At 73.7% G+C, this 21,736-nt stretch carries 19 protein-coding genes; 15 read left to right on the plus strand and 4 right to left on the minus strand.

Features of this window, described 5'->3' with window-relative positions:
• Positions 1–212: 212 nt before the first annotated feature.
• On the minus strand, positions 213–1,661 hold the full coding sequence (locus ACIP37_RS29075; protein WP_350877308.1) for an NAD(P)H-quinone dehydrogenase: 1,449 nt from the start codon (positions 1,659–1,661) through the stop codon (positions 213–215).
• A 99-nt stretch (positions 1,662–1,760) separates the two neighbouring features.
• Between ACIP37_RS29075 and ACIP37_RS29080 the strand changes: the two genes are divergently transcribed.
• Positions 1,761–2,198, plus strand: a complete 438-nt coding sequence (locus ACIP37_RS29080; RefSeq protein ID WP_363580278.1) for a gamma-glutamylcyclotransferase — start codon at positions 1,761–1,763, stop codon at positions 2,196–2,198.
• Positions 2,199–2,210: 12 nt separating this feature from the next.
• On the opposite strand, the gene ACIP37_RS29085 is transcribed toward ACIP37_RS29080, so the two are convergent.
• Complete coding sequence (locus tag ACIP37_RS29085; RefSeq protein WP_400844723.1) at positions 2,211–3,191, minus strand: hypothetical protein; 981 nt, start codon at positions 3,189–3,191, stop codon at positions 2,211–2,213.
• Between the two features lie 246 nt (positions 3,192–3,437).
• Between ACIP37_RS29085 and ACIP37_RS29090 the strand changes: the two genes are divergently transcribed.
• From ACIP37_RS29090 to ACIP37_RS29115, 6 genes are all read left to right on the plus strand, one after another.
• Entirely contained in the window at positions 3,438–5,678 is a 2,241-nt protein-coding gene (locus ACIP37_RS29090; protein ID WP_400844726.1) for a cache and HAMP domain-containing protein, read from the plus strand.
• A gap of 21 nt (positions 5,679–5,699) precedes the next feature.
• Positions 5,700–7,049, plus strand: coding sequence for a poly-gamma-glutamate synthase PgsB (pgsB, locus tag ACIP37_RS29095; RefSeq protein WP_363630738.1), 1,350 nt, complete (start codon positions 5,700–5,702; stop codon positions 7,047–7,049).
• Complete coding sequence (locus ACIP37_RS29100; RefSeq protein ID WP_063349074.1) at positions 7,046–7,528, plus strand: poly-gamma-glutamate biosynthesis protein PgsC/CapC; 483 nt, start codon at positions 7,046–7,048, stop codon at positions 7,526–7,528. Before pgsB ends, ACIP37_RS29100 begins: the two co-directional genes overlap by 4 nt.
• A 57-nt stretch (positions 7,529–7,585) precedes the next feature.
• Entirely contained in the window at positions 7,586–8,671 is a 1,086-nt protein-coding gene (locus ACIP37_RS29105; RefSeq protein WP_363624613.1) for an NlpC/P60 family protein, read from the plus strand.
• Positions 8,672–8,888: 217 nt separating this feature from the next.
• A complete protein-coding gene (locus ACIP37_RS29110) occupies positions 8,889–9,710 on the plus strand; it encodes a purine-nucleoside phosphorylase (RefSeq protein ID WP_350877297.1) in 822 nt (273 codons plus the stop codon).
• A 153-nt stretch (positions 9,711–9,863) separates the two neighbouring features.
• The gene (locus ACIP37_RS29115) at positions 9,864–11,588 is read left to right on the plus strand and encodes a phospho-sugar mutase (RefSeq protein ID WP_400811321.1); all 1,725 of its coding nucleotides are present in this window, start codon (positions 9,864–9,866) and stop codon (positions 11,586–11,588) included.
• 63 nt (positions 11,589–11,651) lie between these two features.
• On the opposite strand, the gene ACIP37_RS29120 is transcribed toward ACIP37_RS29115, so the two are convergent.
• Positions 11,652–12,326: a PH domain-containing protein gene (locus tag ACIP37_RS29120; RefSeq protein WP_371518518.1), complete on the minus strand. Its 675-nt coding sequence runs from the start codon at positions 12,324–12,326 to the stop codon at positions 11,652–11,654.
• 207 nt (positions 12,327–12,533) lie between these two features.
• On the opposite strand from ACIP37_RS29120, the gene deoC reads away from it, so the two are divergent.
• The 4 genes from deoC to ACIP37_RS29140 all read left to right on the plus strand — a co-directional run bounded on the left by deoC (position 12,534) and on the right by ACIP37_RS29140 (position 16,770).
• Complete coding sequence (gene deoC / locus ACIP37_RS29125) at positions 12,534–13,520, plus strand: deoxyribose-phosphate aldolase (protein WP_363580264.1); 987 nt, start codon at positions 12,534–12,536, stop codon at positions 13,518–13,520.
• A gap of 5 nt (positions 13,521–13,525) precedes the next feature.
• On the plus strand, positions 13,526–15,001 hold the full coding sequence (locus ACIP37_RS29130; RefSeq protein WP_363580262.1) for an aldehyde dehydrogenase family protein: 1,476 nt from the start codon (positions 13,526–13,528) through the stop codon (positions 14,999–15,001).
• Positions 14,994–15,896 (plus strand): aldehyde dehydrogenase family protein, encoded by a 903-nt coding sequence (locus ACIP37_RS29135; RefSeq protein ID WP_363624611.1) that lies wholly within the window; start codon positions 14,994–14,996, stop codon positions 15,894–15,896. The genes ACIP37_RS29130 and ACIP37_RS29135 overlap by 8 nt, the downstream gene beginning before the upstream one ends.
• A 265-nt stretch (positions 15,897–16,161) precedes the next feature.
• Complete coding sequence (locus ACIP37_RS29140; protein ID WP_363580258.1) at positions 16,162–16,770, plus strand: ATP-binding protein; 609 nt, start codon at positions 16,162–16,164, stop codon at positions 16,768–16,770.
• A gap of 270 nt (positions 16,771–17,040) precedes the next feature.
• Here ACIP37_RS29140 and ACIP37_RS29145 read toward each other — a convergent pair whose 3' ends face one another.
• Positions 17,041–17,703 (minus strand): SigE family RNA polymerase sigma factor, encoded by a 663-nt coding sequence (locus ACIP37_RS29145; RefSeq protein WP_107453068.1) that lies wholly within the window; start codon positions 17,701–17,703, stop codon positions 17,041–17,043.
• A gap of 591 nt (positions 17,704–18,294) precedes the next feature.
• Between ACIP37_RS29145 and ACIP37_RS29150 the strand changes: the two genes are divergently transcribed.
• From ACIP37_RS29150 to ACIP37_RS29165, 4 genes are all read left to right on the plus strand, one after another.
• The gene (locus ACIP37_RS29150; RefSeq protein WP_063349065.1) at positions 18,295–18,972 is read left to right on the plus strand and encodes a response regulator transcription factor; all 678 of its coding nucleotides are present in this window, start codon (positions 18,295–18,297) and stop codon (positions 18,970–18,972) included.
• A gap of 120 nt (positions 18,973–19,092) precedes the next feature.
• Complete coding sequence (locus tag ACIP37_RS29155; protein WP_400811318.1) at positions 19,093–20,637, plus strand: ATP-binding protein; 1,545 nt, start codon at positions 19,093–19,095, stop codon at positions 20,635–20,637.
• Positions 20,634–20,948, plus strand: coding sequence for a hypothetical protein (locus ACIP37_RS29160; RefSeq protein ID WP_363580254.1), 315 nt, complete (start codon positions 20,634–20,636; stop codon positions 20,946–20,948). The genes ACIP37_RS29155 and ACIP37_RS29160 overlap by 4 nt, the downstream gene beginning before the upstream one ends.
• A gap of 261 nt (positions 20,949–21,209) precedes the next feature.
• Positions 21,210–21,725: a VanZ family protein gene (locus ACIP37_RS29165; protein ID WP_400844736.1), complete on the plus strand. Its 516-nt coding sequence runs from the start codon at positions 21,210–21,212 to the stop codon at positions 21,723–21,725.
• Positions 21,726–21,736: the final 11 nt, after the last annotated feature.

The following is a 21,736-nucleotide window of genomic DNA, read 5'->3' on the forward strand; positions in this document are numbered from 1 at the left end:
TGCTGCAAACACAGAACCGACGGTAACGTGCGTGACCGTCTGCTTTCAGGCGTTTGCAGCTAGTAGCTGGAATTGCTCACGCAAGAGCGGCGCGTGACCGTACAATACGCGCCGTCAGCAGCCCGGGACCGCGCCCGCCGTCCGGGTGACGATCACTCCTGCGCGAAGGGCGGCCGCCGATCGGCAGCCGCCCTCAACTGTGCGCCGGAGGTTCAGGATTCGCCCTCGACCCGCTTGCGGATGTGCAGCTGCCGGGCTGCCTCGGCGGTCGAGCCGGAGACCGACGGGTAGACGGTGAAGGCGCTGGCCACCTGTTCGACGGTCAGATTGGCGTCCACCGCGAGCGCGATCGGGTGGATGAGCTCGCTGGCCCGCGGGGCGACGACCACGCCGCCCACCACGATGCCGGTGCCCGGGCGGCAGAACAGCTTCACGAAGCCGTCCCGGATGCCCTGCATCTTCGCCCGCGGGTTGCCGCGCAGCGGCAGCTTGACCACGACCGCGTCCATCTTGCCGCACTCCACATCGGCCGCGGTGTAGCCGACGGTGGCGATCTCCGGGTCGGTGAAGACGTTGGAGGCGACGGTCTTCAGGTTCAGCGGCTGCACCGCGTCGCCGAGCGCGTGGTACATCGCGATCCGGCCCTGCATGGCCGCCACCGAGGCGAGCATGAAGACGCCGGTGCAGTCGCCGGCCGCGTAGACGCCCGGGGCGCTGGTGCGGGAGACCCGGTCGACCTGGATCTGGCCCCAGTCGTTGAGCTTGACCCCGGCCTCCTCCAGGCCCATCTCCGCGGTGTTGGGGATCGAGCCGACCGCCATCAGGCAGTGCGTGCCCTCGATCACCTTGCCGTCGGCGAGGGCCACCTCGACCCGGTCGCCGATCCGCTTGACGCTCTCGGCGCGCGAGCGGCCCATCACGTTCATGCCGCGGCGGCGGAAGACGTCCTCCAGCACCTCGGCGGCGTCCGGGTCCTCGCCCGGCAGCACCCGGTCACGGCTGGAGACCAGGGTGACCTTGGAGCCGAGCGCCTGGTAGGCACCCGCGAACTCCGCGCCGGTCACACCGGAGCCGACCACGATCAGCTCGCGGGGCAGCTCCTCCAGGTCGTACACCTGGGTCCAGGTGAGGATCCGCTCGCCGTCCGGCTGGGCGTCCGGCAGCTCGCGGGGGTGGGCGCCGGTGGCGATCAGCACCGCGTCGGCGCGCAGCGACTGGACGGTGCCGTCCGGCGCGTCCACCAGCACCTCGCGGGAGCCGTCCACCGCCTGCCCGCCGCCGCCGAGCCGGCCGCGGCCGCGCAGCACGGTGACCCCGGCCCGGGTGACCGACTGGGTGATGTCGTGGGACTGCGCGATCGCCAGTCGCTTCACACGGCGGTTGACCTTGCCCAGGTCCACGCCGATGACCTTGGCCGCGTCCGCGGCCTCGTCCTGCGCGACGGTGATGCCCAGCTCCTCGTACGAGCTGTCGAAGGTGGTCATCACCTCCGCGGTCGCGATCAGGGTCTTCGACGGCACGCAGTCGGTGAGCACCGCCGATCCGCCCAGACCGTCGCGGTCGACGACGGTCACCTCCGCGCCGAGCTGCGCGGCCACCAGCGCAGCCTCGTAGCCGCCGGGTCCGCCACCGATGATCACGATCCGAGTCACGTGCACCATTGTCCCGCACGCCGGGAGCGCCGCCACGCCGGGGTCCGGGCTTCTGTGCGATCGCCCAGTCGCCACGGACCGTCCACCGGCCGGGCTAGTCTTCCCCTCATGCCCCTTTACGCCGCGTATGCCACCAACCTCGATGCACGGCAGATGACCCGCCGCGCCCCGCACTCACCACTGCGCGGCACCGGGTGGCTGGACGGCTGGCGGCTCACCTTCGGCGGTGAACAGCTCGGCTGGGAGGGCTCGTTGGCCACCGTCGTCGAGGACGGCAAGGACCGGGTCTTCGTCTCGTTGTACGACGTCGCGCCGATGGACGAGGAGGGCCTGGACCGCTGGGAGGGCGTCCAGCTCGGCATCTACCGCAAGATCAAACTGCGCGCGCAGACCCTGGACGGCGACACCCCGGTCTGGACGTACGTGCTCAACGACTACGAGGGCGGCCTGCCCGCGGCCCGCTACCTCGGCCTGGTCGCCGACGCCGCGGAGAGCGCCGGCGCCCCGCACGACTACGTGATGGACCTGCGCCGCCGCCCCTGCTAGCCCCTGGCCCCACTAGCTCCGGCCCGCAGCCCAGCCGCGGACCGTCTGCGCCAGCACCCCGGCCACCTCCGCACGGCGGGCCGGCTCGGTGCGCAGCCCGTTGCCCAGCTCGACGTGCAGCCACGGCACGCCGAGCCCGGCCGCGAACCGGCCCTCGACGTTGGTGGTGCCCCCGAGCTGCCCGCACTTCTCCCGCCAGGCCCGACAGGCCGCGTACCCGGCCCTGCCCAGCCCGGTGGCGGTCAGCTCGGCGGCCGGGCCCGGCTGGCCGGCGCCGCTGGAGACCACCGCGTCCTGCCCGGGCAGGCTGCCCTCGTCGAAGCCGTGCACCTGGATGCCGGGCAGGCCGCGCCCGGTGAGCGCCTCGACCACCGCCGCGAAGACCGTGTCGGCGCGGTGCGCGACGTCCGAGGCGCCGTCCGCCCCGGCCCGGCGGTGCGCCCCGGCGAGCACCAGCACCCCGCCCGGCTCGGCCCGGAAGAGGTCCACCCCGAGCGCCTCGGTACGGGCGTCCGAGACCGGGTGGGGCACCTGCACGGACCAGCCCGCCCGGGCCGAGAGGTCCAGGTAGACCCGGCCCCAGCCGCGGCTCCCGGCGTCCGCGCCGTCGGCGATCTCCGCCACCCGGCGGCCGGTCGCCGCCTCGGTGAACTCGGTGAGCCGGTAGCCGACCCGCGCCAGTGAGCGCCCGGCCTGCTCGGCCTGCCCGTCCAGCGCGCCGAGCACACCGTCGGCGATCGCCCGGCGCTGCCCGGCGTCCGGCGCGGTGTACGGGCCGCCCGGGGTGAACCCGGCGGTGTACCCGTCGACCAGGGCCGCCAGGTCCACCGGGGCGGGCCCGGTCGGTCCGCTCCGGCCCGCCGGGGCGCCCGCCGCCGACGGCCGCCCGTCGGAGCCGCGCACGGCCAGCGTCAGCACCGCCGCGAGCGCCGCCAGCACCAGCAGCACCGCCGCCGACAGCAGCAACGGGCGTCGCGAACCCCGAGTCTCCATGGCCGTCGAACCTACCGTGCCGCCCGCCGAGGACCGCCGGGGGCCACCTGGGGCCGCGCACCACGCCCGGTTCGCGGAAAGAGATCCCGAAGCGGCATCCGATCGACACCGGAACGTGACAACTTTTCGAAATCTCCTTCGTACGCTGTTCCGGCTTGACCGACTCTTGATCAGCGCTTGACCGACGAGAAGGCCGGCGGACCTCCCGGGGACAGGTGCGCCGAGCCCCGAGAAGAACGAGGCCCCGTGAGCACGGCACCCAACCCGCCGCGACAGCACCGCTATCGCCGCCGGGCCGACATGCCGCTGCTGGGAGGCATCCGCCCGCCCATCGCGCTGCTGCTGGTGCTGCTGCTCGCCGTCGCCGCCATCACCGCGCTCGCCGTCGGCGGGCTGCGCGTCGACGACACCCCGCAGGCCGTCCGGGAGTCCCACCAGTACGCCGCCGAGGACACCGCGGCCTCGCTGCGCGCCGGGCTGCACGAGAGCGCCACCGACCTGCGCCGGGCCGCCGCCCGCTACGACGCCGCGCCCGCCGAGCCGACCGCGGTGCTGTCCGCACTCGGCCAGGCGTACCACAAGTGGCGCGGCACGGTGGTGGTCCGCCCCGACACCGGCCGGCTGCTCGCCGCCCGCGGCGAGACCGTGCCGCTGGCCGGCCTCGACCTCAGCCGGGTCACCGACACCGCGCCCGCGCCCGTCCTGGTGCCCTCCGCCGCCGGCACCCGGCTGCTCACCTTCGCCCTGGTCGCCACCAAGGCCGACGGCCGCGCCCTGCTGGTCGCCTCCGACAACCTGCGGCTGCCCGGCATCGCGACCCGCAAGGAACAGACCATCCAGGTCCTCGACGCCGCCGGCGCCGTCCTGGACAGCACCGGCGCCGAACTCGGCGCCGAGGCCGACCGCGCCGTGGTCACCGGTGCCCGGGAGCGCGCCGCCCGCGAACGCCCGGCGCCCGGCGGGACGGCCGCCGGCAGCCTGTCCGGCAGCCCGGACGCCAAGGGCGTGCGCCGGGTCGCCGGCTACGCCGCCGTCGGCACCGCGGGCGGGCACGACCCGGCCGCCCCGCTCGGCCTGACCGTGGTCTCCACCAGCACCGTCGACGGCAAGCCCGGCAGCCTGCGCCACCCCGCGCTCGGCCTGGCCGCCGCCGGCGCGCTGCTCGCCCTGGCCCTGCTGCTCGCGTGGTACCTCAGCCGCAGCCTCCAGCGGCCGCTGCTGCGGCTGTTCCTGGAGTCCCGCCGGCTCACCCGCGGCGAACGGCTCGACCTGCCGGTCCGCGGCCCGAAACGGGGGGAGGCCGGCCGGATCGCCCGCGCCCTGGAGGAGCTGCGGCTGCAACTCCTCGACCCGGCCCGCCCGCCGGCCCCCGCCGCGCCGAAGCGCCGCCCCGGCACCGCGCTGCCGCTGGCGCTGTGCGCCGTCCTGGTGCTCGGCTGGTCCGGCCCGCTGCTGTTCCTGGGCGGCAACGACCCGACCGTACGGGTCCCCACCCAGGTGGTGGCGGGCCAGCGCGACCGCACCGACACCGCCGCCGACCGGATCCGCCAAGCGCTCAACGAGGGTTACGCGGACCTGCGTTCGCTCGCCCCCGAACTCGCCGGCGCCTCCGTCGGCAAGGCCGACGCCCTGCTGCGCGCCACCCTCGCCGAGCACGACCGCTACCGCGCGCTGTACGTCCTCGGCGCGAACGGCGAGGTCCTCGCGCGCGCCGGCGACACCCCGCACCGCACCGGCCCGCAGGCCCTCGGCGCGAGCGGCGTGCTGCTGCTCAACAGTTCCGGCCGGGAGCCCAGGATCGCCGCCCGCGCGGCCCTCACCGCCGCCCCCGCCGACGCGGAGGCGGAGGGCGCCGCCGAGCCGCCGGGGCCCGTGCTGATCGGCGAGTTCAAGACGGACTTCCTCAGCGGGCTGCTGGTCCGCCCCGGTCTCGGCCGGGTCTGGCTGGTCGACGACCGGCAGCGGGTGCTCGCCGCCAACGAGGGCTACAGCTCCTTCGGCGAGCTGCCCGAGGGCCGCGCCAGAGCCCTGCTGGCCCAGGCGAAGAAGTCGGCCGCCGCCGAGGTGCTGCGCGGCGGCGGCGACCCGGCGCTGTTCGCCGCCGCCCCGCTCGGCGGCAACGGCAGCGTGGCCAAGCTGGGCTGGTCGGTGGTCACCGCCCACCCGGTGGCGTGGCTGCACCTGGACGAGAACCGGGCCGACCGGCGGACCGTACTGGCCGGCATGCTCGGCCTGGCCGCGGCCGCGCTCTGCCTCGGCTGGCTGTTCATCGCGGTCGGCCTGCCGCTGCGCCGGCTCGCGGTGAGCGCCGAGGCGCTGGCCGCCGGGGACCGCCGGACGGTCCTCTACCCCGTCCACCACGACGAGGTCGGCGCCGTCGCCCGGAGCCTGGAGCTGATCCGCCAGGAACTCGTCCGTCAGGAGCCGGCCCGCCCCCGCCGCACCGCCGCCCCCGAGTCCGTCCCCGTGCCCGCGCACGCCCGCTGAGCCCCGCCCGAAGGACCTCCCGTGCTCTTCCTCTACGTCGTGCTGCTGGTGTGCTGCGCCGTGCTGCTGGTGGCCGGCATCGTCGAGCAGCGCCGGCACTTCGCCGCGCTGGAACAGATCCCGACCCGGGTGCTGGTCAACGGCATCCGCGGCAAGAGCTCGATCACCCGGCTCTGCGCGGGCGCGCTGCGCGGCGGCGGGCTGGTGACGGTCGCCAAGACCACCGGCACGGCGGCCCGGTTCATCCACCCGGACGCCACCGAGGAGCCGGTCTACCGCAAGTTCGGCATCGCCAACGTGGTCGAGCAGATCGGCATCGTCCGCCGCGCCGCCACCTACCGGCCGGACGCCCTGGTGATCGAGTGCATGGCCGTCATGCCGGCGCTCCAGGAGGTCAACCAGACCAAGCTGATCCGCTCCACCATCGGCGTGCTGTGCAACGTCCGCGAGGACCACCTCGCCGAGATGGGCCCGACCCTGGACGACGTCGCCCGCTCGCTGTCCCGCTCGATGCCGGTCGGTGGGGTGTGCGTCACCGCCGAGCGGGAGCGCGCGCACATCCTGCGCGCGGAGGCGGCCCGGCGCGACTGCGAGCTGATCGTGGTGGACCCGGAGTCGGTCACCGACGAGGAGCTGCGCGGGTTCAGCTGGTTCACCTTCAAGGAGAACGTGGCGATCGCCCTGGCCGTCGCCGAACTCCTCGGCGTGGAGCGGCGGACCGCGCTACGGGGCATGTGGGCGGCCCCGCCGGACCCGGGCGTGCTGTCGGTCGAGCGCTACCGCACCGAGGACGGCAAGCGGCTGCGCTTCGCCAACGTCTTCGCCGCCAACGACCCCGAGTCCACGCTGATGAACGTCCGCCAGCTGGAGGGCCTGGGCGCGATCCACCGCCCGCTCAACGTGGTGATCAACTGCCGCCCGGACCGGGTGGAGCGCAACGGCCAGATGGGCCAGATCGTGCCCGACCTCGACCCGGACGCCGTGTTCCTGATCGGCCACCCCACCAGGAGCGCCCGGGACGGCATCCCGGCCGGGTGGTCCGGCCGGGTGGTCGACCTCGGCGGCGACAAGCGCGACCCGGCCCGGCTCACCGCCGAACTGCTGGCCGAACTCGGGCCGGACTCCTCGCTGGTGGCCGTCGGCAACATCCACGGCCAGGGCGAACTGTTCCTGGAGGAGCTGGCCCGGCTCGCCCCCGACGAGGCCCCGGACGCGCCCGACGCCCCCGAACTCCCGTACCACGAGCCCGAACCGCTCTACCCCGAGCCGGTGTACGACTCCGCGTACCGGCCCGTCCACCGCCCCGAACCGCTCCCCGACTCCTGGTTCGAGCCCCACCACCACACCCCCCACCACGGAGACCAGCAGTGATCCCCACCGAGCTCACCCCCGAGATCGCCGCCATCGGCATCGCGCTCGGCCTGGTCTTCTCGCTCGTCTGCTACCTGACCACCAACCTCTCCCCCGGCGGCATGATCACCCCCGGCTGGCTGGCCCTCACCCTGGTCGAGGACCTCCAGCGGGTGGCCATCGTGATCGGCGTGACGGTGCTGACCTACCTCGCCACCCGGGTGGTCCAGAAGCTGGTGATCCTGTACGGCAAGCGGCTGTTCGCCGCCGTGGTGCTGATCGGCGTGCTGCTGCAGGCCACCGTGATGCTGGTCCTCCAGCGCGAACTGCCCACCCTGTACGCCAACCAGACGCTCGGGTTCATCGTCCCCGGCCTGATCGCCTACCAGCTGGTCCGCCAGCCCCGGGCGGCCACCCTGATGGCCACCAGCACGGTGACGCTCGCCAACTACGTGGTGCTCACCGCCGGCGTCCTGCTCGGCGCCCTGCCCGGCACCTGATCCCCCCGTTCAGGAACCCTCGCCCGGAATCCCGCAGGAACCCCCAGGAAGACCCCGATGCCCGTCACCCGCAAGTCCCTGCTCAGCGGCGGCCTCGCCGTGGCCCTGCTGGCCGCCAGCGGCTACCTCACCGTCCAGCTGCGCGACCGCGACCACGACCGGCCGTCGGACCCGGGCGGCGGCGCACCCCTGATCACCACCACCGCCGTGCCCGGCCCCGCCCGGGGCACCGCCGCCGAGTACCGCTACGAGCGGCTGGGCGGACCCGACCGAACGGTGGTCCGGGACGCCCGCGGCGGCGTGGTCGCCACCCTGACCGACAGCGCCCGCACCGCCGTCCTGGCCGGCCCGAGCCGCACCTTCGCCGAGCCGGGCACCACCACGGCCACCGTGGTGACCGACACCTGGGTCCGGCTGATGCCGCAGCCGTGGCGACCGGGCGCCGAGCAGGAGGGCTGGTTCCGCGCCTGGTTCCAGCAGTCGCTCGGCTCCACCGCGGACGACGTGCTGGCGGTGGCCACCCAGTACCTGGCCGGCGCGGCGCCGGAGAAGGACGCCAAGGGCGTGCGGTTCAAGGGCGACGCCTCCTTCGGCCCGCTCAACCCGAACGGTTCGGTGGGCAACGACCTGCGGCTGGAGCAGACCGACTTCCTCGACTACCTCGGCGTTCCGTACACGTTCGCCGACAAGGTGGCCAAGCAGCCGGACAGGACGCGGTACGGCGCCTTCGACTGCTCCGGGTACGTCCGGATGGTCTACGGCTACCGCTCCGGTTACCCGCTGCTCTCCAAGGACGTGGCCGGCCCCGGCCTGCCGCGCAGCGCCAACGGCCTGGCCAGGGTCGGCCCGGGCGTCCCGGTGCTGCCGCTGACCACCGCGCCGGGCTCCGACACCACCCTGCGACCGGCCTCGATCGACCCGCTCCAGCCCGGCGACCTGGTGTTCTTCGAGATCGACGCCCGCACCGGCGCCCGGCTCGACCACACCGGCATCTACCTGGGCCTGGACACCGACGGCCACCCCCGGTACATCTCCAGCCGGGAGGAGGCGGACGGCCCGACCTTCGGCGACAAGGGCGGCACCGCGCGACTGGACGACAACGGCCTGTACGCGAAGGGGCTGCGCAGCGCGAAGCGGCTCTGAACCCGGGCCCGGCTCCCGGCCCGCACCGCCCGCGGGCCGACTGCGGTTCGACCTCGCACCGGCCTCGCACCGGCCTCGCACCGATTTGTACGTACCGACGAGCGGCGTCACCCGAAAGACGCCACCGAGCTGTGCTTTCGGGTCAACCGGGTAACGATCCGGCATGCCGCGCCGGATTTTCTACGCGCGTAGTCGAAACCCGTCTATCCTCGGAGCCGTGAACGCATCTCCTCAGTCGGTCGTCTCCGCCGACCCCTACGCCGCCGCCCAGGCCGCCGCCGAGCGCCTGCGCGAGCTGACCGGTGCCGAGCGGCACGACGTCGCCCTGGTGATGGGCTCCGGCTGGGTGCCGGCCGCCGACGCCCTGGGCGAGACCGTGGCCGAGTTCCCGGTCACCGAGCTCCCGGGCTTCCCCGCCCCCGCCGTCGCCGGCCACGCCGGCACGATCCGCTCGGTGAAGATCGGCGACAAGCGCGCCCTGATCTTCCTCGGCCGCAACCACTACTACGAGGGCCACGGCGTGGCCACCGTCGTCCACGGCGTGCGCACCGCCGCCGCGGCCGGCTGCGGCATCATCGTGCTGACCAACGGCTGCGGCGGTCTGCGCGAGGGCTGGGTCCCCGGCCAGCCGGTCCTGATCAGCGACCACATCAACCTGACCGCGGACTCCCCGATCGTCGGCGCCAACTTCGTCGACCTCACCGACCTGTACTCCAAGCGCCTGCGCGCGCTCTGCCGCGAGGTGGACCCGAGCCTGGACGAGGCCGTCTACGTCCAGTTCCGCGGCCCGCACTACGAGACCCCGGCCGAGGTCAACATGGCCCGGGTGATCGGCGGCGAGCTGGTCGGCATGTCCACCACCCTGGAGGCCATCGCCGCCCGCGAGGCCGGCTCCGAGGTGCTCGGCATCTCGCTGGTCACCAACCTGGCCGCCGGCATCACCGGCGAGCCGCTCAACCACGCCGAGGTGCTGGAGGCCGGCAAGGCCTCCGCCGAGCGCATGGGCGAGCTGCTCGCGAAGGTCCTTGAGCGGATCTGACGCCCGGCTGGCGCACAATCATGAGCGACGGGGCCCTCGGGCGGCCGTGATCCGTTGATCACGCCCCGCGGGCCCCGTCCGCATGTGCACCCCCCTTCTTTGCGGAACCCTCCGGCCGACCAACCGACGCACTTCCCGATGGAGCAGGCAGCCATGACGCAGGCAACCACCACCGACCTCCTCGCCCGGGCCCGAACCTGGCTGGCCGAGGACCCCGACCCGCAGACCCGCGAGGAGCTGACGGCCCTGCTCGCCCGGGCCGAGGACCCGGCGGCCGAGACGGACGGCAAGCTCGCCTGGTCGGACCTCGCCGAGCGCTTCGCCGACCGGCTCCAGTTCGGCACCGCCGGCCTGCGCGGCGAACTGGGCGCGGGCCCGATGCGGATGAACCGCGCCGTGGTGATCCGGGCCGCCGCCGGCCTGGTCGCCTACGTCAAGCAGCAGAACCTGGGCGACCTGGTCGTGATCGGCTACGACGCCCGCCACAAGTCCTACGACTTCGCCCGGGACACCGCCGCCGTGGTGGTCGGCGCCGGCCTGCGCGCCGCGCTGCTGCCGCGCCCGCTGCCGACCCCGGTGCTCGCCTTCGCCGTCCGCCACCTGGGCGCGGCCGCCGGCGTCACCGTGACCGCCAGCCACAACCCGCCGCAGGACAACGGCTACAAGGTCTACCTGGGCGACGGCTCGCAGATCGTCCCGCCGGCCGACGCCGGGATCGCCGCCGAGATCGACGCCATCGGCTCGCTCCACGACGTCCCGCGCGCCGAGGACGGCTGGGAGGTGCTCGGCGAGGACGTCATCGAGGCCTACCTGGCCCGGGCCGTCTCGATCGTCGACGAGCACAGCCCGCGCAACCTCGACGTCGTCTACACCCCGATGCACGGCGTCGGCCGCGACACCCTGGTCGCCGCCTTCCGCCGGGCCGGCTTCCCGGCGCCCACCGTCGTCGCCGAGCAGGCCGAGCCCGACCCGGACTTCCCGACCGTGGCCTTCCCCAATCCGGAGGAGCCGGGGGCGATGGACCTCGCCTTCCGCACCGCCGCCTCGGTCGGCCCCGACATCGTGATCGCCAACGACCCGGACGCCGACCGCTGCGCGGTGGCCGTCCCGGCCCTCGCCAACGCGGCCGGCAGCGGCAACGGCACCTCCGGCTGGCGGATGCTGCGCGGCGACGAGGTCGGCGCGCTGCTCGGCGCGGCCCTGGTCGCCAAGAAGGCCGAGGGCGTCTTCGCCACCACCATCGTCTCCGCCACCCTGCTGGGCCGGATCGCCGAGGCCGCCGGCCTGGGCTACGCCGAGACGCTGACCGGCTTCAAGTGGCTCTCCCGCGCCGAGGGCCTGCGCTACGGCTACGAGGAGGCGCTCGGCTACTGCGTCGACCCGCAGGGCGTCCGGGACAAGGACGGCATCACCGCCGCCCTGCTGGTCGCCGAACTGGCCGCCACCCTCAAGACCTCCGGCCGCACCCTGACCGACCTGCTGGACGACCTGGCGCTGGAGCACGGCCTGCACGCCACCGACCAGCTGTCCGTCCGCGTGCAGGACCTCTCGCTGATCGCCGACGCCATGCGCCGGCTGCGCGAGCAGCCGCCGACCGTCCTGGCCGGCCTCCGGGTCACCCGCGCGGACGACCTGTCGGCCGGCTCCGCCGAGCTGCCGCCCACCGACGGCCTGCGCTACTACCTGGCCGGCGAGGCCGTCCGCTCGGCCCGCATCGTGGTCCGCCCGTCCGGCACCGAGCCCAAGCTCAAGTGCTACCTGGAGGTCGTCCTCCCGGTCGCCACCGCCGCCGACCTCACCGCCACCCGCGAGCGGGCCGCCGAGCTGCTCGAAGCCGTCAAGCGCGACCTGGCCGAGGCCGCGGGCATCGCCGTCTGACGCCCGCCCGTACGAGAAGGGGCCCGCCGGTCGCGTACCGGCGGGCCCCTCGCGTGCTTCGGCTCAGACCGCGATCACCGTGATCAGCGCGGCCAGGCCGGCCAGCGTCGGCGCGATCACCCACCAGCACCACGCCACCTCGACCGGGCCGGCCGCGTCGGGGCGGCGGGCGTTGCGCTCGGCCATCTCCTGGAGCACGTTGGTCACCTGGTCGGACCAGGCGCGGGTCGGGTCAGGCGAGCCCTGCACCACCGGGTTGGTCTGGCGGCCGAACACCATCCCCATCCGGGAGGCGTGCTCGGCGCCGCCGCGCTGCTGGGCCCGGGTCGCCCGCTTGCGCTGCCGCAGTGACACCGGCACCGCCCACACCTGGTACTTCTTGCCCCCGGCCAGCAGCTCGACCGAGTACCCCGCGCGCAGCGCGTCCACCGAGGCCCACGGCGCGGTGATGGTCCGCCACGGGTTGCGCACCAGCAGCCGGCTGCGGTCCGCCAGCACCGCCGGGCGCAGCGTGTAGGCGATCACCGGGAAGGCGAACACCGGTACCGCCGCGAGCGAGACGTACGGCGTCTTCCCCGTCCCGTTCAGCACCGCGTCGCCGATCAACCAGCCGGCGACGGCCAGCAGCAGCACTCCGGAGATCACACCGGGGACAGAGCGGTACACGCGGTCCGCGTACGCGGGATCCCCGTCGGGGGCGGCGGAACCCTGTCGGGGCTTGCCGTCGGAATCGGTCATGCCGTCGATTCTGCCCCATGCCCCCCACCGAGAGGTCTCGGTCCGGCATCGAATGCCGCCCCCGGACCACCCGGTCGCCGGTCGCCGCGCGGCCCGGCCGTACACGCTCCCTGCCACCCCTCCGCCTTCTCCGAGGTCTCGGTCCGGCCACGAAAGGCAGGCCCCCTAGCGGTCGACTACGCGCGTAGATATGCTGCTCTGGTGACTATGTCCACTGTTGCAGCCAATGCCCTCGGCGTTGCGGGCAGCGGCCTTCAGGACGTTGCGGCGTCCGAGGCCTCGCTCCGCCGCTTCCTGCACGGCCTGCCCGGCGTCGACCAGGTCGGCCTCGAGGCGCGTGCCGCCGCCCTCGGTACCCGCTCGATCAAGACCACGGCGAAGGCCTACGCCATCGACCTGGCGATCTCGATGATCGACCTGACCACGCTGGAAGGCGCGGACACGGTCGGCAAGGTGCGCGCCCTGTGCGCCAAGGGCAGGACCCCCGACCCGACCGACCCGACCACCCCCCGCGTCGCCGCCATCTGCGTCTACCCGGACATGGTCGCCACCGCGAAGGACGCCCTGCGGGGCACCGACATCCAGGTCGCCTCGGTGGCCACCGCCTTCCCGGCCGGCCGCGCCGCCCTCCCGGTGAAGCTCGCCGACACCGCCGACGCGGTCGCCGCGGGCGCCGACGAGATCGACATGGTGATCGACCGGGGAGCCTTCCTCTCCGGCCGCTACTACGACGTCTTCAACGAGATCGTCGCCGTCAAGGAGGCGTGCAAGCGCCCGGACGGCACCAGCGCCCACCTCAAGGTGATCTTCGAGACCGGCGAGCTGCAGACGTACGACAACGTGCGCCGCGTCTCCTGGCTGGCGATGCTGGCCGGCGCCGACTTCATCAAGACCTCCACCGGCAAGGTCGCCGTCAACGCGACCCCGCCGGTCACCCTGCTGATGCTGGAGGCGGTCCGCGACTTCAAGGCGCAGACCGGCGTCCAGGTCGGCGTGAAGCCCGCCGGTGGGATCAAGACCACCAAGGACGCCATGAAGTACCTGGTGATGGTCAACGAGACCCTCGGCGACGACTGGCTGAGCCCGCACTGGTTCCGCTTCGGCGCCTCCAGCCTGCTCAACGACCTGCTGATGCAGCGCCAGAAGCTCACCACCGGACGTTACTCCGGCCCCGACTACGTGACGGTGGACTGATCACCATGGCCAAGAAGAAGAACATCGAGGAGCCCGTGAAGGCCTCCGGCCTCTTCGCCTACGCCCCGGCCCCCGAGTCCCCCGCCGCCGCGGGCGACATCGCCACCTCCTACGGCCACTTCATCGGCGGCGAGTTCGTCGACTCCTCCGGCAGCGAGGCCCTGAAGACGGTCAACCCGGCCACCGAGCAGGTGCTCGCCGAGTTCGCCCAGGGCACCGACGAGGACGTGGACCGCGCGGTCGCCGCCGCCCGCAAGGCCTTCGCCGACTGGTCGGCGCTGCCGGGCAGCGAGCGCGGCAAGTACCTGTTCCGGATCGCCCGGATCATCCAGGAGCGCAGCCGCGAGCTGGCCGTGCTGGAGTCGATCGACAACGGCAAGCCGATCCGCGAGACCCGCGACTTCGACATCCCGACCGTCGCCGCGTGGTTCTTCTACTACGCCGGCTGGGCGGACAAGCTGGACTACGCGGGCTTCGGCCCGAACCCGCGCCCGCTGGGCGTGGCCGGCCAGGTCATCCCGTGGAACTTCCCGCTGATGATGCTGGCGTGGAAGATCGCGCCCGCCCTGGCGACCGGCAACACCGTCGTCCTCAAGCCGGCCGAGACCACCCCGCTGACGGCCCTGCGTTTCGCCGAGATCTGCCGCCAGGCCGGTCTGCCGAAGGGCGTCGTCAACATCGTCACCGGCGACGGCCGCACCGGCGCCGCGCTCACCGCGCACCCGGACGTCAACAAGGTCGCCTTCACCGGCTCCACCCCGGTCGGCAAGGCGATCGCCAGGCAGCTGGCCGGCAGCCGCAAGAAGCTGTCGCTGGAGCTGGGCGGCAAGGCCGCGAACATCGTCTTCGACGACGCGCCGATCGACCAGGCGGTCGAGGGCATCGTCAACGGCATCTTCTTCAACCAGGGCCACGTCTGCTGCGCGGGCTCGCGCCTGCTGGTCCAGGAGTCGATCCAGGACGAGCTGCTGGACGCCCTGAAGCGCCGGATGTCCACCCTGCGGGTCGGCGACCCGCTGGACAAGAACACCGACATCGGCGCCATCAACTCGGCCGCCCAGCTGGCCCGGATCACCGAGCTGACCGACGCCGGCGAGGCCGAGGGCGCGGACCGCTGGTCGCCCGAGTGCGAACTCCCGGGCACCGGCTTCTGGTTCAAGCCGACCCTGTTCACCGGCGTCAGCCAGGCCCACCGGATCGCCCAGGAGGAGATCTTCGGCCCGGTCCTGTCGGTGCTGACCTTCCGCACCCCCGACGAGGCGGTCGCGAAGGCCAACAACACCCCGTACGGCCTCTCCGCCGGCATCTGGACGGAGAAGGGCTCGCGCATCCTGTGGACGGCGAGCCGGCTCAAGGCCGGCGTGGTCTGGGCCAACACCTTCAACAAGTTCGACCCGACCTCGCCGTTCGGCGGCTACAAGGAGTCGGGCCACGGCCGCGAGGGTGGCCGCCACGGTCTGGAGGCCTACCTCGATGTCTGATGTCGCGACGCGTCTTGACGTCTTCAAGACCTACAAGCTGTACGTCGGCGGGAAGTTCCCGCGCTCCGAGAGCGGGCGGGTGTACGAGGTGACGGACGCCAAGGGCCAGTGGCTCGCCAACGCTCCGCTGGGCACCCGCAAGGACGCCCGCGACGCCGTCCTGGCCGCCCGCGCGGCGGTCAAGGGCTGGGCCGGCACCACCGCGTACAACCGCGGCCAGGTGCTGTACCGGGTGGCCGAGATGCTGCAGGGCCGCCGCGAGCAGTTCGCCGCCGAGGTCTCCGCCGCCGAGGGCATCGGCCCGAAGAAGGCCGCCGCGCTGGTGGACGCCGCGATCGACCGCTGGATCTGGTACGCGGGCTGGACGGACAAGGTCGCCCAGATCGCGGGCGGCGCCAACCCGGTCGCCGGCCCCTTCTTCAACCTCTCCACCCCGGAGCCGACCGGCGTGGTCGGGATCGTCGCCCCGCAGGCCGGGTACGGGCACTCGCTGCTCGGCCTGGTCTCGGTGATCGCCCCGGCGATCGCCACCGGCAACACGGTCGTGGTCGCGGCCGCCGCGGACGCCCCGCTGCCGGCCCTGTCGCTGGGCGAGGTGCTCGCCACCTCGGACGTCCCCGGCGGCGTGGTCAACATCATCTCGGGCAAGACCGCCGACATCGCGCCCACCCTGGCCTCGCACCAGGACGTCAACGCGGTGGACCTCACCGGCGCGATCGCCGCCGACGGCCCCGGCGCGGCGCAGGCGCTGGAAGCGGCCGCCGCGGATACCCTGAAGAGGGTGGTCCGTCCGGAGCTGGACCCGTTCGCCCAGGACTGGACCAATGCGCCCGGTACCGACCGGCTACTCTCGTTCCTGGAGACGAAGACGGTCTGGCACCCGATGGGGATCTGACCGCCCCGTCGACCATCGAGTAACAACTCCACAGACTGGCCGTCCCCAGTGCCCTCTCCCCCCCAGGGCCCGGACGGTCATTGGACGGACCCGCGCCTCTCCCCCCCTGGCGCGGGTCCGTCGCCTTTCCGTGCCGTTTCGACGCCGTCCTCCGGCTCGCCGATCCCCGGAGCTCTCAGAAGGTGTGATCCGACGGGTTTCGGCATCGGGCCCGGATGCGTCAGACTGGTGTCCCGTGAGTGACGACCCGCTGAATCCTGTGCCGATGACCCACGCCCGGGTCGTCCTGCTGTCCGGCCCCTCCGGCTCCGGGAAGTCCTCGCTCGCCGAGCGCAGCGGGCTGCCGGTCCTGCAACTGGACGACTTCTACAAGGACGGGGACGACCCCACCCTGCCGCTGCTGCCCGACGGCGCGGTCGACTGGGACTCCCCGCTCGCCTGGCACCGCGACCAGGCGGTCGCCGCGATCCGCAGCCTGTACGCGACCGGCCGCGCCGACGTCCCGGTGTACTCGATCCCGGACAACGGCCGGATCGCCACCCGCGCCCTGGACCTGGACGGCGCCCCCGCGTTCATCGCCGAGGGCATCTTCGCCGCCGAGATCACCGCCGAGTGCGCCGCCGAGGGCCTGCTCGGCGATGCCCTGTGCCTGCGCAACGGCGCGCTCACCACGGCCTGGCGCCGACTGCGCCGGGACGTCCGGGAGGGCCGCAAGTCGCTGCCGGTGCTGCTGCGCCGCGGCTGGCGGCTGATGCGCGCCGAGCGCTCCATCGTCGGGCGGCAGGTCACCCTGGGCTCCCACCCGTGCGCCGGGGCCGAGGCCGAGCGCCGGATCCGCGCCGCGGCCGGGCGGCGGGAGCTGTCCTCCGTCTGAGCCGCCCTCCGTTGGGGCGGGCCGTGCTCCGTTCGGGCGGGCCGTGCTCCGTTCGGGCGGGCCGTCTCCGGACGAGGGCTCGACGCGGAACGAAGACACGAAGAACGACGGGCCCGGTGCGTCTCCCCCGCACCGGGCCCGTCGCCTTCCCCGAACGGCCGTCGGGCTCCCCGTGTTCACCGCTCCCCCGAGCCGGCGTCCACGCACCGCGACCGTCCGCTACCCGTCCCCCGACGGGAGTTCCACTCCTTCGCGTCACCCGCGTCCGCGTCAGGCGACCAGCTCGCCGAACGCCCGGACGGTGTCGCCCGACTTGTTCAGGTGCTCGTCCTCGCGCAGCCGGCGCAGCGCCCGCCAGATGCTGCTCTTGACCGTGCCGACGCTGATCCCCAGCACGTCGGCGATCTCCGGGTCGGTCTTGCCCTCGTAGTACCGCAGCACCAGCATGGTGCGCTGGTTCTCCGGAAGCTTCGCCAGCGCCTGCCAGAGCACGGTGCGCAGCTCGGTGCCGCCCATCGCGTCGGTGTCGCCGGCCGTCTCCGGCAGCTCCTCGGTCGGGTACTCGTTGACCTTGCGGCGCCGCCAGGCGGAGATGTGCAGGTTGGTCATGGTGCGGCGGAGGTACCCGCCGACCGCGGCCTTGTCGGTGATCCGGCCCCAGGCCCGGTAGGTGCTGAAGAGCGCGCTCTGCAGCAGGTCCTCGGCCTCGTAGCGGTCACCGGTGAGGTGGTACGCCGTGGCGTACAGGGAGGCGCGGCGCTCGCGCACGTACGCGGTGAACTCCGTGATGTGGTCCTCCGCGACGGCCGGGTGCTCCCCCTGCGCGTCCGCCCGTCCCGCCTCGGTGGTGCGGGCCGCCGCCGGGTTCAGCTGCAGCAGCGTCGCACCGGCGGCCTCGCGGCCGGCCGACTCCCCCGAGCCGACCGTCCGCAGGCCGTTCCCGCCGACGCCCCGGTTCCCCGCCGGAGCGTCCTTGCCCTCGACGCGGACGGGGAGGATCCCCCGCAGCGTGAGGGTGTTGCCGGAGCCGGCCGCGTTCCCCACCCGGCCGATCCCGTACAGCTCCCCCGTCCTGGCGCCGCCGCTCACCCGGCGGGCGACAGGGTTTCCACCGGTGCTGTGCGCGCACCCCCGTACGGTCACGGCACCGGAGTTCTCGTCGGTCCTGACCTCGTACCGGGTCCGCGGGGCGGTGGCTGACGAGCGCGCGGTGCGGACAGCCGGGTTGGTCCGGGTCTGAAGCATGGCGTTCATCGTGCGCCCCCTGGGTCGGTACGAGCGGTTCCTGTTGCCGCCTTCCAGCCGGCCGGGTTGGCCCGCTGTCCTGCGGCGACATGGAAAATCTTGCCCGCCGGTTGTGATGGCGCTGTCCGCCGACTGTCACAGGGGTGTCACAGGGGCGGGCCTTTCGTCCCGGTCCGCCTCCCTCCGTACCGGACGCCGGTGGTGCTCCTTCCGGTTCCCGTACGGGCGGTGACCGGTCCTGGGGGTGATTCGACGCTTCGAGTGGGCCAAAATGGGGCCGTGCCTTTCCTCCTTCTGATCGAGGACGACGACGCCATCCGGACCGGCCTCGAACTCGCCCTCACCCGCCAGGGCCACCGTGTGGCCACCGCCGCCTCCGGCGAGGACGGTCTGAGGCTCTTCAAGGAGCAGCGGCCCGACCTGATCGTGCTGGACGTCATGCTGCCCGGAATCGACGGCTTCGAGGTCTGCCGCCGCATCCGCCGCACCGACCAGCTGCCGATCATCCTGCTGACCGCCCGTTCGGATGACATCGACGTGGTCGTCGGCCTGGAGTCCGGCGCCGACGACTACGTGGTCAAGCCGGTGCAGCCACGGGTGCTGGACGCCCGGATCCGGGCCGTGCTGCGGCGCGGCGAGCGGGAGAGCTCCGACTCCTCCGCGTACGGCACCGTGGTGATCGACCGGGCGGCGATGACCGTCACCAAGGACGGGCAGGACCTCCAGCTCACCCCGACCGAGCTGCGGCTGCTCCTGGAGCTCAGCCGCCGCCCCGGCCAGGCGCTCTCCCGCCAGCAGCTGCTCCGGCTGGTCTGGGAGCACGACTACCTGGGTGACTCCCGCCTGGTGGACGCCTGCGTGCAGCGGCTGCGGGCGAAGGTCGAGGACGTCCCGTCCGCGCCGACCCTGATCCGCACCGTCCGCGGCGTGGGCTACCGGCTGGACCCGCCGGCCTGAGCGCCTCTCCCGTCCTCCTGCTTCCCGTCCTCCTGGCTGCCGCCCTCCTGATCCGCCTGGGCTGCCCGAAATTCCTGAACTCCCTGAACTCCCTGAACTTCCGTACGACGACAGGCTCTTGTGACTGATCATCAGACGACGGCCCGCCGCTTCACCGCGGGCCCGTGGCGCAGGCTGCGTTCCCTGCGCGTACGGCTGATCGCGGTGTTCGCGGCGGTCGCGCTGCTCGCCGCCGTCTCGGCCTCCGGCATCGCCTACTGGCTCAACCGCGACGCGGTGCTCAAGCGCGCCCAGGACACCGCCCTCAACGACTTCCGGGTCTCGCTCAGCCGCAACGTCTCCGAGCTGCCGCTGAACGCGAGCTGCCCGGACCTGACCACGCTCGCGTCCACCGTCGCCAGCTCCGGACTGAGTTACGACGTGGTGGTGGCCGACCCGGCGCACCCGGAGTGCACGGCCTCCTCCGACCCGGGGCAGTTCACGCTGGCCGACGTCCCGGCGGCGCTGCAGTCCACCGTCGCCAGACAGCGCGAGGTCACCGAGAGCAACCCGTACCCGTACCACCTGTACTGGCAGCGGCAGAACCTGGCGGGCCAGCCGTTCCTGATCGGCGGCACCAAGGTGGTGCCGACCGGCCCGACGGCGTACATGTTCAAGTCGCTGGAGAACGAACGCAAAGACCTCAACACGCTGGGCTGGTCGCTGGCCATCGCCACGCTGCTCGCGCTGATCGGCTCGGCACTGCTCGCCCAGGCGGCCTCGTCGACCGTGCTGCGGCCGGTCAAGCGGCTCGGCGACGCCGCCCGACGGCTCGGCGAGGGACACCTGGACACCCGGCTGGAGGTCGAGGGCGGGGACGAACTCGCGGACCTGGCGAGGACGTTCAACCGGGCCGCGGAGTCGCTGCACGAGCAGGTCGAGGAGTTGAGCGCGCGCGAGGCGCAGAGCCGGCGGTTCGTCGCCGACATGTCGCACGAGCTGCGCACACCGCTGACCGCGATGACCGCCGTCACGGACATCCTGGAGGACGAGGCCGAGTCGCTGGACCCGATGATCGCGCCGGCCGTACGGCTCGTCGTCAGCGAGACGCGGCGGCTGTCCGACCTGGTGGAGAACCTGATGGAGGTGACCCGCTTCGACGCCGGCACCGCCAAGCTGGTCGCCGACGAGGTGGACATGGCCGACCTGATCATGTCCTGCATCGACGGCCGGGCCTGGTACGACGCCGTCGAACTGGACGCCCCGCGCGGCATCCTGGCCGTGGTCGACCCGCGCCGGCTCGACGTGGTCTTCGCCAACCTGATCGGCAACGCGCTCAAGCACGGCGGCTCCCCGGTGCGGGTCAAGGTCCGGCAGACCGCGGGCTCGGTCGTCATCGAGGTCTCCGACAGCGGCCCGGGCATCCCCGAGGACGTGCTGCCGCACGTCTTCGACCGGTTCTACAAGGCGGACCGGGGACGGGCCCGCTCGGAGGGCAGCGGCCTGGGGCTGTCGATCGCGATGGCCAACGCACAGATCCACGGGGGCACGATCACGGCGGCGAACGGGGAGGTCGGGGCGGTGTTCACGCTGACGCTGCCGCTGGCCCCGCCGCCTCCGCCGAACGAGGGCGAGACCGGTGACGGCCCCCTCGGCGACGCCGCCCAGGACAAGGACGCCACGTGACCGCCCCCACCCGCACCGCCCTACGCCGCACCGCCGGCGCCCTGCTGCTGCTCGCGCTCGCCTCCGGCTGCGGCATCCGGCCGACCGCCGTCCCGGTGGACGCGGGCGCCCCGGCCAGCCGGACGGCCTGCCCGACCGCCCCGCACATACCGACCGCCCTGGCCACACCGCCGGCGCCCACGCCGACCCCGCCGGCCCGCGGCGCCGCCAAGGCCGGTGTGAGCCCGAGCCCGTCGCCCACGGTGGTGCCCGCCACCCCGCCGGCCGACAACGTGTTCGGCGCGGTGCCGACCGCGGCGCCCTGCCGGTAGTCCCGCCTGCCCCTCGTCCGCCGCCCCGCCGCCCCGCCGTTCCACCGCTCGGCCCCGGGGCGGCGGGAGGCCGGGGGCGCGCCCCGGAATGTTCACGCCCGGGGTGGAACCACCGCGCCACCGGCCCACGTCCTTCCCCCCGTGCAGCGAGATGGCACCAGGACACGCGACGAGCGTTCCGGCGCACGGACCAGGAACCGGCCGGCGACGGCCGTCCACCGTCCCCTTCGAACAGCCGGACTGGCGGGCCTGACCTGTCACCTGGCCCTCGTCCTCTGGCTGGTGGTGCTGAGGCCGCTGCCGGTTCCCTGGGTGTACGACACCAACCTGACGCCGCTGGCCTCCCTCCGCTCCTCCACCGGCTGGCAGGTCGTCGGCGAGTTCCTCCTGCTGGCCCCGCTCGGCGTGCTGCTCCCGCTGGCCGGCGGCCGGCTGCGGGCCCCCTGGCTGCCGTCCTTCCTGCGCACCACCGGCGCCTCCGCCCTGCTGGCGACCGGCCTGGAGTTCCTCTCCTCCTGGACGCCCGGGCACGTCCTCAACGTCGACCACATACTGCTCGCCGTGATCGGCGTGGCCATCACCCACCTGGCCCTCGTCCCCGGCCTGCGGCGGCTGCTGCGCGACCGGCGGCCGCAGGTCCGGGTGCCGGTGCCCGCGCCCGGGGCTGCGCCCGCGACTGCGCCTGCGCCTGCGCCTGCGCCGAAGGTGACCGCCCTGGTCGGCCCGCCGGTCGCGCGCGCCCGCGCCTACGCCGAGCCCACGCCCCCCGCTCGCTGAGGCCCGTCCTC

This window comes from Kitasatospora sp. NPDC088861, from assembly GCF_044750105.1.
Taxonomy (GTDB): domain Bacteria; phylum Actinomycetota; class Actinomycetes; order Streptomycetales; family Streptomycetaceae; genus Kitasatospora.

What these genes read in the sequence shown, in the direction of transcription:
- ACIP37_RS29075 (WP_350877308.1), bottom strand. Translation starts at nt 1,661, where the DNA reads ATGGTGCACGTGACTCGGATCGTGATCATCGGTGGCGGACCCGGCGGC.
- ACIP37_RS29080 (WP_363580278.1), top strand. Translation starts at nt 1,761, where the DNA reads ATGCCCCTTTACGCCGCGTATGCCACCAACCTCGATGCACGGCAGATG.
- ACIP37_RS29085 (WP_400844723.1), bottom strand. Translation starts at nt 3,191, where the DNA reads ATGGAGACTCGGGGTTCGCGACGCCCGTTGCTGCTGTCGGCGGCGGTG.
- ACIP37_RS29105 (WP_363624613.1), top strand. Translation starts at nt 7,586, where the DNA reads ATGCCCGTCACCCGCAAGTCCCTGCTCAGCGGCGGCCTCGCCGTGGCC.
- ACIP37_RS29115 (WP_400811321.1), top strand. Translation starts at nt 9,864, where the DNA reads ATGACGCAGGCAACCACCACCGACCTCCTCGCCCGGGCCCGAACCTGG.
- ACIP37_RS29120 (WP_371518518.1), bottom strand. Translation starts at nt 12,326, where the DNA reads ATGACCGATTCCGACGGCAAGCCCCGACAGGGTTCCGCCGCCCCCGAC.
- deoC (WP_363580264.1), top strand. Translation starts at nt 12,534, where the DNA reads ATGTCCACTGTTGCAGCCAATGCCCTCGGCGTTGCGGGCAGCGGCCTT.
- ACIP37_RS29130 (WP_363580262.1), top strand. Translation starts at nt 13,526, where the DNA reads ATGGCCAAGAAGAAGAACATCGAGGAGCCCGTGAAGGCCTCCGGCCTC.
- ACIP37_RS29135 (WP_363624611.1), top strand. Translation starts at nt 14,994, where the DNA reads ATGTCTGATGTCGCGACGCGTCTTGACGTCTTCAAGACCTACAAGCTG.
- ACIP37_RS29140 (WP_363580258.1), top strand. Translation starts at nt 16,162, where the DNA reads ATGACCCACGCCCGGGTCGTCCTGCTGTCCGGCCCCTCCGGCTCCGGG.